The organism is Desulfoferrobacter suflitae (genome assembly GCF_022603395.1).
In the GTDB taxonomy this organism is placed as follows: Bacteria; Desulfobacterota; Syntrophobacteria; order Syntrophobacterales; family Syntrophobacteraceae; genus Desulfoferrobacter; species Desulfoferrobacter suflitae.
On sequence record NZ_JAIBKA010000007.1, the window covers coordinates 219,015 to 230,614 of the forward strand.

Consider the following 11,600-nt stretch of genomic DNA (forward strand, 5'->3'; position numbering starts at 1 on the left):
AAGCATAAAAGGCTACTATTTCATAGCCTTCCATCACTTCTGCCGGTGCGACAGTCTATTTCCTGAGGCGCCGTCCCCTTCGACCATGTACTTTTAAATACTGTCCCCGGCCCATGTAATATACAAAGTACACTGTATTTACGATTCCCTTTGACTCATGCAAGATTACCCCTGAAGCTCCAGAATATCAATGGGATTGGTGCTGTTGTGAATGTGGAACAAGGATCATGCTGCGAACGCTCATTGTTGAAGACAATGTCCTCTTCAGAAAAGCCTTGAAAGAGACCCTCCTCTACAGATTCCCGGCGATGACCATTGAGGAGGCATCCGACGGGGAAGAGGCAATGCGTAAAATGCTCACCTTTGATCCCGAAGTTGTCTTTGTGGACATTTGCCTTCCGGGGATGAACGGTTTTGAGACGACGCGGCGAATCAAAGGGACCGCCTGGTCGGGTACCATTATTATGCTGACCAGTCATGAATTGCCCGAATACAGAACTGCCGCCTATTCCTGCGGAGCGGACCATTTCCTGACAAAAAACAGCACAACAGGCAATGAAATTGCCTCCCTGATCGAATCCCTTGTGGCAGATTGAGAATAAAGGGGGATTTATCCTCAATTCTTACCATTTCTGTTGTCGACAGCAAAATTCTTCGTTAATCTTCCGACACGATTCAATTTCTAACCCCTCCCGATAATCGAGTCGTTGCAGGTCGATCGACGCGCAGTTGCCAGCTTGGCCTGGAGAGGCGAACGCCATTTCGAGGTAAACCCGCGGAGAACCCTGGAAGCGGATCGTGTGATGGCAGACGAGTAGCGAAGTGTTTGGAGGACCGATGTGGACAGTCAAAATTTAGGATCAAGGTGCAGCGATTCCGCTTTGCATGACAGTGAGGCCAAGTACAGAGCCATCGTGGAAGCTTTTGACGGATTGATTTATGTATGCTCGCAGGATTATCATATCGAATTTGTCAATTCACACTTCATTGAACGGACCGGCTACGATCCCACCGGCGAACTATGCTACAGGGCTTTGCACGACCGTGATTCCATTTGTCCATGGTGTGTCAATGAGGAAGTCTTCCAGGGCAGGACGGTTCGCTGGGAGTTGCAGAGCCCCAAAGACAACCGGTGGTATTTCATTGTCAACACACCTATTTATTTGGCTGACGGCAAAATCTCCAAGCAGGCCATGATCCTCGATATCACCGCCCGCAAGCGAATTGAAATGGTGCTCGAGGCCTACAACGACATCCTCGAGATGATTGCTGTGGGCAAACCGTTACTGGATACCCAGGCCGCCGTGGCGGCAGTCATAGAAAAAGCGCTGCCGGGTACCTGCTGCTCTGTGCTGCTGCTGGACGAGGACGGCCGGTGCCTCCACCACGGGTTTGGCTCGCACTTGCCCGAAGACTATGTTGCAGCCATTGACGGCCTGGTCGTCGGACCTCGTTCCGGTTCCTGCGGCACGGCCGCTTACCTGGGTGAAACCGTAATTGTAGAAGATACTTTTTGTGATCCTCTTTGGGAGGACTACCGCAGTTTGGCCAGCAGGTTCAATTTGCGATCCTGTTGCTCGGTGCCAATCCGCAGCAGCTCCGGTAGAGTACTGGGAACGTTTGCCGTATACGCTGCACAACCACGTCGCCCCAGCCCAGATGACCTCAAGACACTGGAATCGGCGGCTCACCTGTTGGGCATTGCCATCGAGCGCAAACAGGCGGAACGTCTGATAAGAGAAAGCGAAGAGAAATACCGGAGCCTATTTGAACAATCCAAAGATGCCATCTACATTACCGGCCTCGACGGCCGTTTTATCGACGCGAATCAATCCACGCTGCAACTGTTCGGATACAGCAGGGAAGAGCTTTTGGGCCGCGTCAATGTCTCCGAAACCTACGTCAGACCGTCTGACCGAAAACGCTTCATTGAAAAGATATCGCGTCATGGGTCGGTAAGAGATTTTGAAGTGAAGCTGCGCAAAAAAGACGGCAGAGAGATGGATTGCCTGCTCACATCAAGCGTCAAGAGAGCAAAGGATGGTAACATTGTCGGTTACCAGGGCATCATTCGGGATGTTACCGAACAGACAAGGGCCGAACAGGCATTGCGGCAAAGAGAAGCTCAGTATCGGGCAGTCGTGGAAGATCAAACTGAACTGATCTGCCGCACCGCACCTGACGGATGCATCACCTTCGTGAATGAGGCCTACTGCCGTTATTTCCAGAAAGACCGCGCGGACCTGCTCGGCGGCAGCTTTATGTCGTTTGTATTGCACGACGACCGGGCGGAGGTTGAAAAGCATTTTCGCGCCCTTGGAAAAACAAACCCGGTTGCGACCCTGGAACACAGAGTGCTGCTGCCGAACGGAGAGATCTGCTGGCAGCAGTGGACCAATCGGCTCATCTTCGATCATGAAGGAAACCCTTTTGAAGTCCAATCCGTGGGGAGAGACACGACCCAGAGGAAGCTCATGGAGGAGGCACTGCAAAAGAGTGCAGAAAAAATAAAACTGTTCGCCTATTGCGTTTCCCATGATTTGAAGAGCCCGGCCGTCGGGCTGTACGGCCTTACAAAACTTCTGCACGACAGGTACCGGGATGTTCTCGACGAACGGGGAAGGACCTATTGTGATCAGATTTTGAAGGTTGCAGAACAAATTGCGGCGCTCGTGCAAAAGGTCAATCTATATATCTCCGCCAAAGAGGCTCCCCTTGAAATCGAAGTGGTGAGGGTGGCGGAAGTGCTGCACATGATCAAGGAGGAATTTTCTGCCCAGCTCAACATTCGCCAGGTCCATTGGATTGAACCGCAAGAGCTGCCGGAGATCAGAGCCGACCGAATTGCTCTATTGAGAGTTTTCAGGAATTTTATCGATAACGCTCTGAAATACGGCGGTGAAGGATTGAATGAAATTCAAATCGATTATGATCAAACCGCAAAGTTTCATGTCCTGTCGGTCCGTGACAACGGGGTCGGCATCAAAGGTGAAAATTCTGCAGAATTGTTCAACATTTTTGAAAGACACGGCGCCGCCAGGGAAATTGAAGGCACCGGCCTGGGATTGGCGATCGTAAAGGAGATCGCGGAACAGCATGGCGGCAAGGTGTGGATGGAGGTGCCTCATGCAGGGGGAACAACCTTTTGCATATCCATCGCCCGGGATTTGTAGACTGCCTTCCTGCGCGAATGTGAGCCCGTTTGCACGGGGTCATGGGGATGGGCAATGGGCGCAGTTTTGCTGAAAATCATTTGGGATTATCCTGGAGACCTTAGAGTGTGAACCTGAACGCCTGCGAATGTCTGAGGAGATCAATGGGGGTGAACGATGAAGAAAAAGTTGAAGGCTATGGTGATGGCTTCCTTTCTGGGTGATTCCCTGGCCATGCCCGCGCACTGGATTTATGACACGGAGGAAATTGACCAGCGTTTCGGGCGCGTGGACGAGTTACGGGCTCCCCCTGAGAGTTCCTACCACCATGCCAAAAAGTCGGGAGAATTCACCCATTACGGTGACCAGACCATGGTTCTGCTGGAATCACTTGCGGCGGAGTCGGGATTCTTGTTGGACAAATTTGCTGAAGCCTGGAAAAGGCTTTTTGCAGGCTACCCGGGCTATTTTGACCATGCAACCAAGACCACCCTGCAGAACTTCGCTGCAGGTAAACCACCGGCCGAATCCGGATCTGCATCCACAGACCTGGCCGGCGCCTCGCGCATTGCACCACTCATCTATGCCTATTATGGCGCTCCCGCCCAACTGATCGTCAACTGCCGATCCCAGACCGCCATGACTCATAATAGCCCGGCAGTGGTTGACAGCTCTGAATGGTTTGCAAAGGTTGTAGTGCAAATCCTTGCGGGGAAAGCGCCACTCGCTGCCTTCAGCGAATCGCGCCAGGAGCATCCTGGAAACACTGCCCCATTCACCCATTGGATTGCGGAAGCCATTGAAAACATTGACAAGGAACCTCGTCTCGTCATCGGCAAATTCGGCCGGAGCTGCGCCGCAGAGGGAGCTTTCCGTTCCGTGGTGTATCTTGCAGCGAAGTATCAGGCAAATTTGCAGGAAGGTTTGATCGAGAATGTGATGGCAGGAGGGGACTCGGCCGCCAGGGGATTACTGCTTGGAATGATTCTTGGCGCACACAACGGCATGCCTGCCCTGCCCGAAAAATGGCTTGCGGGGCTCAAAGGCGCAGCGCATATTGGGAATCTCCTGGCAACAATCGATGGGGCTGAAACCGCCGGCTGAGAATCCTACCAGGACGCTGCAAGGTGCCGGTCTTTTCCTGACCAGCGAGTGGAATGCAGGCTAAATTCTGCCAGGAAAGCGCGCAGAATTCAGCCTGCCGCTTGTTCATTTTCCGCCGCAGGTGGGGCACCCGCCGCCTTCTTCTTCTCGTCTCCCGCCTCCTTCCAAACCTTTGCCATACTCTTTGACGATTTCAGCAATTTCTCTCAGCCGATCGTCTACCTTTCTAAACAGAGTTCCTTCGGGGTAGCTCCCGTCTTCCTGGAGCACTCCGGCTTCCATCCCGGTGAGAATTTCAATGCCTTCTTCAATGGTGGAGACGGGCCAGATGTGAAATCTGCCTTCCCTGACCGCTTCGACCACTTCTTCCTGCAACACCACATTGCGAATGTTCTTGGAAGGAATCATGACTCCCTGCTTGCCATTCAATCCCTTATGCTTACAAATATCGAAGAAAGCCTTGATCTTATGCACCGCACCACCGATCGGCTGAATCTCGCCCTTTTGGCTGACGGAGCCGGTAACAGCGATCCCCTGATAAATGGGCACTCCCGAAATTGCGCTCAGGAGCGCATACAATTCCGTGCTCGATGCGCTGTCGCCATCCACCATTCCGTAGCTTTGTTCGAACGTCAACGATGCGGTCAGGGAGATGGGTTTGTTATGTGCAAAGCGTTCTTTGAGGAAGCTGCTCAGAATCATAACACCCTTGGTGTGGATATTGCCGCTCATTTTCGATTCGCGCTCGATGGCCACCACTCCCTCTCGCCCCACTGAAACCGTTGCTGTTATCCTGTTGGGCTTGCCAAATTCGTGGTCCCCCGTCATGAGCACCGACAATCCGTTCAGCTGCCCCACTTTATGACCATCCGTTTCGATCCAGAAGATGTCCTTCTCGATCAGCTCTTTGATGCGCTCCTCGATGAGGTTGGAACGATAAATGCGCTTCTGGATAGCGTTTTCCACGTGTTGTTTTTGGATAAACTGGCTGTTTTCAAGCCCTGCGAAGTAATTCGCTTCTTTGATGAGGTCGCTGATATCCCCCAGTTCCAGTGTGAGCTTCTCGCGATCCTCGGTGACTTGCATGCTGTATTCGAGGACACGCGCCACCCCTGTCTTATCCATATGGCGCAGGTTATGGTCGCGGCAGAACGCACCCATCATCCTGGCAGATTCCAGAATATTTTCTTCCTTGCTGTCCATTTGGTTGTCCATGTGAGCTTTGACCTTGAACAGCTTCTGAAAACGGTCATCGTAGGTGTAGAGCAGTTGGTAGATGTATGGGTCGCCGGTCAGAACGATTTTGAGATTGATGGGAATCGGTTCAGGGCGAATGGTGCGCGTGCTGAAAATTCCGTAGAGCTCTCCCAGGTCTTCGATTCTGATTTCTTTATCCCTTAAAGCACGTTTGAGAGCCTCCCAGGACAGATACCACTTCAACAGGTCGAGCGCCTTCATCACAAGGTAACCGCCATTGGCCTTGTGCAGAGCTCCGGGCTTCACCATGGTGTGATCGGTAAACAGTGCACCAAACCATGCCTGTCTCTCGATGGTTCCAAAAAGGTTTGGGTAGGCCGGATTGGATTCGATCACCACCGGCGCTCCTTCCGTTTCGGAATTGTCAATGAGTACGTTCACTTCGTATTTTCTGAGATTGACTTCCTTTTGCGGCATGGGAAAAGGAGCACCCGGCTGTTGCTGCGCTTCCGGCTTTTTCTTGAAATCGTCGATATTTTCCAGGATGTCTTCCTGCACCATTTTCAGATAATTCAGGACATGCTCTTCTTCCTTGTATTTCTCTTCGTAGCTGTCCATCAACTGGCCGACGACAAAAAGAGCGATCTCATTATCCAGCTTGGTGTGCTTTTCTTTGAATTCCGCTTCGGCCTCACGAATCTGCTTGATGGCGTCCTTCATCTTGTCGTGCAGCTCATCGCTTTTTTCGCGCAGCTTCTTGCGCTCCTCTTCTTCGAGTTGACGCAGATCCTCCTGCGTCATAGGCTCTCCTTCTTTGTTAGCGGGAATGATCACCATTCCCACCTGGGAAAACTGCAGGACAAAGCCTTCTTCCTTGGCCTTTTCAGAGAGCTCGTCGATTATTTCCCTGCGTCGTTTCTCGAAAGACTGATGGACTTCACTTTCTTTTGCCCGGTAATCATCACTGTCAAATACCTCCGGGATTTTCGCCTGGAGGGTGTCGATGAACTCAGCCATATCTTTCTTGAGCTCTTTGCCACGGCCGGGAGACAGCTTGAGGCTTTTGGGCTTGTCGGTTTCCTTAAAGTTGTAAACATAGCACCAGTCGGGCGGCACAGGCTCCTGTTTGGCCTGATCCTTGATGAAGGTCTTGGCAATATAGGTAAGGCCGGCTTTAGACGGCCCGGCAATGTAGATATTGTATCCATACTCTTTCATACCCATGCCAAATTTTATGGCGTCTACCCCTCGCTCCTGCCCGACAACCTTTTTTTCCAAGGCTTCCAGGGATTCGGTACTGTCAAAGGGAAGCGACTCTGGGTCAACGTAGGCCCGCAGCTGATCGATCGCCAGCTCTGGAAATTGCTTTGCCATACTCTGCTCCTTCTCTAGGATTCAATGGGTAAAAAGACTAGGTCGATAATATTGGGAACCAGTAAAAGTGGTTGTCAACTAACTCAAAACGTCCAACTTGGCTCTTTTTTTATGGCTGGTTGCAGCAGCCTGCACTACGGTTCGAATGGCATTGATGGTGTTGCCGTTCTTGCCTATGATCCGCCCCAAATCGTCGTCTGCCACCTTGAGTTCCATGAGCAGGGTGCCGTCATTCTCATGGGCGTCAAGAAGCACTTCCTGTGGGCTGTCAACGATGGATTTCACAAGATATTCGACCAACTCTTTCATATCATTCCTTTCAAGTGTTCTGCCGTGCCGAGCACCTACAATTTTTCCATGACTGATCGAATTTTCTGCTCGGGGCTGCCAGGTTTATCCCGGCGGTCATCGATTCTAATCTGCGTCAGGACTCTGGGGGCACCCACATCAAAACCACTCTCATGCATGCGCTTCAAGACATCCCAAATCTCCTGGAGGTCGCCGCAGATGATCGTGCCCATAGCGGTCAGTTCGTATTTGAGTGAGCTTGCTTGAACGACTGCAACGGCTTTGGCGACATAATCGCTCACGCTGGTCCCCTGGACACCCATGGGTACGATACTGATCTCGACTATCGCCATGGTTCGCTCCCTGTGTGTGCGTAAAGCGGCATGGAAGCTGGTCTCGAGCTCTGCCGGGCCAATACGGCTCGTAGTCCGTTGAGGCTCTCCTGAAGATGTTCTTCCCTATGAGGCTCCAAGGTCAACAACGGCCTGATTCCTCTCTGCTGCAGAAACTGGAACAGCAGCAAAAAGTCTATGTTGCCGCGCCCTATGGGTAGATGATCATCCAACCCACCATCATTATCGTGCAAATGCAATTCCTTTAAATGGTCAGCCAGGCTGTGAAGCCAGGTTCCCAAGCTGGTGTTGGAAAAGCAATTCTGGTGACCCACATCCAGGCAGAACCCGAACCAGGGGGAATCCATCCGGCGCAGCAACTCCACGTGGAATTCAGGATCCTTTTCCCAAACGTTTTCAAGCACTATGGGTACGTTGGCATTTTCCGCCCGAACAATCAACGGTTCCCATAGAGCAGCACTCTTGTCCAGCCAAAATTCCCTCAATCCTTGATGGTGAGCTGGATCATAGCCTGTATGGCACACCACCTGGGTCGGTTGGAACACGTTTACAAGGTCAAAAAATTGATGGAGCCTCAAACCGGTCACCTGCCGGATCAACGGGTCCAGACTGCCGGGGCACAAATCCCAGAAGGGAGCGTGTAGAGTAATACCGCAGGAGATTTTCTGCAATTGTTTTGCTACAGCCTTGAATTCCGATCGCCCGACCTGGTCCAGTTCCTCGGCTTCGAAGCCTATTTCCACATTCAATCGGTAGCTTATGATGGTGTCCATATAGCGCGGAATAAACTTCCACGGCACGCTGATATGCACCGTTTTGATTGTCTGCAACGCGTCATCCGCCAGTATGATCATCATTTCTCCGCACTGGATCTGTAAATCACCAACATATACTCACCATCAAACCTAAGCATGTCAATATCTTTCAGTTGCCCGCCAATCCCTCCCGAATCCGAGAGAATTGCCCTAGAACACACATACAGCATACCCGTAAAGTAATTCCTCCGGGTTGGTCAGCTTTGTTGCCATGTCGTCGCCATTGACGAACGTGCGCTGCTTTGCTAAGGGTTTGCGGAACAGGCAAAAAATGAGGCTGGAACAACAAGAGAGAATGGAACCAATGAAACAGTATGTCATCGATCAACTGCGCGAGTCGGATTACGATCAAATCCGTGACTACCTTGAACCGCGGGCAAAGAAAACCGTGTTTGCTGAAATCTATGAAGTGGATCTTCCAGAAGAACTGTATACTGAGATCCAGGCAGCACATCATGACTGTCAGCCTTATTACTTTGCGATCAATCTGACTCGAAAACAAGTTTCTTTCGAATGGTTGATCAGGAGTCATCAAACTCTTCGCTGCGCATGCATCGGATATGCTTCTCCCCAACAACGGGATCATATCATTTGTTTTGCGGATGACATGCTCGAGCAATTGAACATAAAGATTTAACCACTCCCGCCGGCATCCGTTGTTGACTGTTCCTTTCGCTTGTAGACCACTCCATCGGGAGTCGAGAAGACGGCTTCATATTCATTTTCGAGCAACTGCTTGAGATAGGGAAAGCGCGATGGAGGGTACTTTTTGGCAGGCGTGCCGGGGTCCGTATCGATAATGAAAGCCGGTGGTGAAGTTTTGAACTCTTCCTGGAGGGTTTCCCACGCACCGGAATGGATGCGGTCTGTGGTGTCGAAGTGGGGATCATCTTTCAGCGGACTACCCCAAATATAGCCTGTCAATGGATAGTAGTGGATGTATCGCGATGCGGGTCGCCGGTTGGCTTCCGCATATAAGTTGTCTGATCTTCCCCAGAAAAACACTTTGTCCGTTGGCTTGGAATGGTGGCGCAGGTAGCGCACCAGTTCGTCCTCCGGTCGCAGCTGCCACAAATAGTACGTGTTGATGCAGAGAAACGCAACGGCGGTAAACCCCAGCAGGACTTTCAAGGTGCGTGGGCGCAGCAAAAAGGACTGATACGAACGCTTTCCCGTCCAGATGGCACTCATGGCGGGCGCAGCCAGCAGGGTCAAGGCGGGCAGCAACTGGATATAGTAGTGTGAATAGAATCGACCGCTGGCACTGACACCGATCAAGGAAAGCCCCAGGAGAATCAGGAGGGCAACCAATTCAGCACGCAGCGCCTGCCAGTAGTGAGCCCCCCTGCTGCAGCACTCCCGCAGGGAAACATAACAGGCAATCACCATCGGATGCCAGGCGGCGACATAGCCCACAGTGTGGCTGATTCCTATGCGCCAGAACATGGGATCGGTCGGACCGTGGTAGAGATCATGATCTTGAATGATCCAGTAATAAGTCTGGCTCAAAATGCCCTGATGGTGCAATATCAACGCTGCTATGCCGAGCGTGGCAAAGTAGCTGATAGTGAGAATCGAAGCTTGCAAAAAGCTATCCAGCACCGTCAAGTTGTGCTTACTGCGATAAGACGGCAGCAACAGGTAAATACCGATGGGAATGGCTGCCACCGCAGCGGGCTGCTTTATAAAAAACGCGCAGCAGAGCAGAAACCCGCTCACAGCGAGCCCCGGTCGAGAGCGCCAAGGGCTCTGTTTGAATGCAATGAACAAAGCCCAGACGATGGGCAGGTTCATCATGACTTCGCCATTGAAAGCGAGCGTCTGGGACTGGCTGGGAGTTGTCGCAATGGTGTAAAACAGTGCGGCCGTCAACCCCGTAGACCTGTCAAACAGCTCCCTGCCGATGGCGTAAAGACCCCACATGGTGAGGAGAATCCAGCCTACACCGATCAGGTGCAACGGTACCCAGTTGTATGGGCCGACTACGGCAAAAATGGCCTCATATATATAGAACAGCAAAGGGGGCTTGCGCTCGACCACATCAATGTAGAGGGACTTTCCGTGCAGAAGCTCATTGGCAATCACCGCATAGCCGCCTTCGTCGTCGACCGGCTTGGGGTGAACGATTGCGGGCAGTCGCAGAACCACAGTCAATAAGATCAGCAGCACAGCCCATTTGTAGTGGTCTGGCAGGTTTGTCGGCGTGAGTCGCGCGCGGGTAAGCTTTGTGGTCACAGTTGTACCGGCGATGAATGATCGGTGGTCGATTTATCGTGAAAGCTTGATGGGCACCATAGACGACGCGACCGACTCGGTTTTGCCCATATCCCGCCAGGTGCGCAACCCAAGCCGGCGTCTGAACAGCCACATCAGAATGCCCAAGCCAATATGCAGCCAATAATCGATGAACCGGTTCATCAAGGTGATCGACCCGGCCAGCGGAGTACCCGCGCCTATGATGCTCAGGCAGCTGAACATCGTGAGCTCGACTACGCCCGCCCCGGAAGGAGTCAGAGGGAAAGCCGAAGCCAACAGTGGAATCACGGTCAGAAAGAGAACTTTGCCAGGATCTAACGGCATGCCAAATCCATACGCGAGGAAAAAGATCCAGGCCGCTTCCAAGGCCCAGATAACAGCTGTCAGCCCAAGGATCGTCGGCATTTCACCGACACGCGGCCACATGCCGTTGCGAAACGCGCGAATCAGAGTTCGCACCTTTTCTGGAATCCATCCGGGCAGCGACTGATTGAGAATAAAGAAGACCAGCATGATTAAGGTACACCCCAACGCGATGGCGCTGCCCCCGATCAAGGCCCACAGCACGGAATTGGGCAACTGTGAGGACAACAGCAGCCAGGAAGCCAAAATTGCCAAAGACAGCAGGATCCACGCATCGAGCGTGCGCTGAAACACTATTGACCCTATAGCTTCGGAGCGACTGATGCCGAAATTTATCCTCGCCAGATGTGCCCCATAGATATCTCCCAGTTTAGCCGGCACCAAATTGTCGACAAAGTTATAAAAGAAAACCACTTGCCCGTAATCGGAGCTGCGGGCCCTGCTGGGCAGATGGGCGAGACTGTGTTGCCAGCGCCAACCGCGCACCGGGTAACAGAGATAATGGCACAATGCTCCAAGCAGCACATACTGCTTTTTGCAACCGAGTATCTGATCCCAAACACTTTGCCAGTCTACCAATGTGACCAGCACTGAAAGAAAAACCACCGTTGCCGATCCACTCAAAATGGACTGCCAACCCCAGAGCTTGGGAGATGACTGGGTCCCGTTGAGCAGAAGAGGTTGCTCGCGTCCCATTC

At 52.1% G+C, this 11,600-nt stretch carries 10 protein-coding genes; 4 read left to right on the plus strand and 6 right to left on the minus strand.

Features of this window, described 5'->3' with window-relative positions; all coding sequences use genetic code 11:
• Positions 1-227: 227 nt before the first annotated feature.
• From K1V27_RS14075 to K1V27_RS14085, 3 genes are all read left to right on the plus strand, one after another.
• Entirely contained in the window at positions 228-596 is a 369-nt protein-coding gene (locus tag K1V27_RS14075; protein ID WP_258930669.1) for a response regulator transcription factor, read from the plus strand.
• 243 nt (positions 597-839) lie between these two features.
• Complete coding sequence (locus K1V27_RS14080; protein ID WP_258930670.1) at positions 840-3,173, plus strand: PAS domain S-box protein; 2,334 nt, start codon at positions 840-842, stop codon at positions 3,171-3,173.
• 156 nt (positions 3,174-3,329) lie between these two features.
• Entirely contained in the window at positions 3,330-4,256 is a 927-nt protein-coding gene (locus K1V27_RS14085; protein ID WP_258930671.1) for an ADP-ribosylglycohydrolase family protein, read from the plus strand.
• A 105-nt stretch (positions 4,257-4,361) separates the two neighbouring features.
• On the opposite strand, the gene K1V27_RS14090 is transcribed toward K1V27_RS14085, so the two are convergent.
• From K1V27_RS14090 to K1V27_RS14105, 4 genes are all read right to left on the minus strand, one after another.
• Entirely contained in the window at positions 4,362-6,827 is a 2,466-nt protein-coding gene (locus K1V27_RS14090) for a Lon protease family protein (protein ID WP_258930672.1), read from the minus strand.
• 78 nt (positions 6,828-6,905) lie between these two features.
• On the minus strand, positions 6,906-7,136 hold the full coding sequence (locus K1V27_RS14095; protein WP_258930673.1) for a KH domain-containing protein: 231 nt from the start codon (positions 7,134-7,136) through the stop codon (positions 6,906-6,908).
• A 35-nt stretch (positions 7,137-7,171) separates the two neighbouring features.
• The gene (locus K1V27_RS14100; protein WP_258930674.1) at positions 7,172-7,468 is read right to left on the minus strand and encodes an MTH1187 family thiamine-binding protein; all 297 of its coding nucleotides are present in this window, start codon (positions 7,466-7,468) and stop codon (positions 7,172-7,174) included.
• Entirely contained in the window at positions 7,459-8,325 is an 867-nt protein-coding gene (locus tag K1V27_RS14105; protein WP_258930675.1) for a sugar phosphate isomerase/epimerase family protein, read from the minus strand. The genes K1V27_RS14100 and K1V27_RS14105 overlap by 10 nt, the downstream gene beginning before the upstream one ends.
• A 262-nt stretch (positions 8,326-8,587) precedes the next feature.
• On the opposite strand from K1V27_RS14105, the gene K1V27_RS14110 reads away from it, so the two are divergent.
• Entirely contained in the window at positions 8,588-8,920 is a 333-nt protein-coding gene (locus tag K1V27_RS14110; RefSeq protein WP_258930676.1) for a hypothetical protein, read from the plus strand.
• Here K1V27_RS14110 and K1V27_RS14115 read toward each other — a convergent pair.
• Both K1V27_RS14115 and K1V27_RS14120 read right to left on the minus strand, forming a co-directional pair.
• Positions 8,917-10,518: an ArnT family glycosyltransferase gene (locus K1V27_RS14115; protein ID WP_258930677.1), complete on the minus strand. Its 1,602-nt coding sequence runs from the start codon at positions 10,516-10,518 to the stop codon at positions 8,917-8,919. The two genes, K1V27_RS14110 and K1V27_RS14115, sit on opposite strands and share 4 nt — an antisense overlap.
• Positions 10,519-10,551: 33 nt before the next feature.
• Complete coding sequence (locus tag K1V27_RS14120; protein WP_258930678.1) at positions 10,552-11,598, minus strand: lysylphosphatidylglycerol synthase transmembrane domain-containing protein; 1,047 nt, start codon at positions 11,596-11,598, stop codon at positions 10,552-10,554.
• Positions 11,599-11,600: the final 2 nt, after the last annotated feature.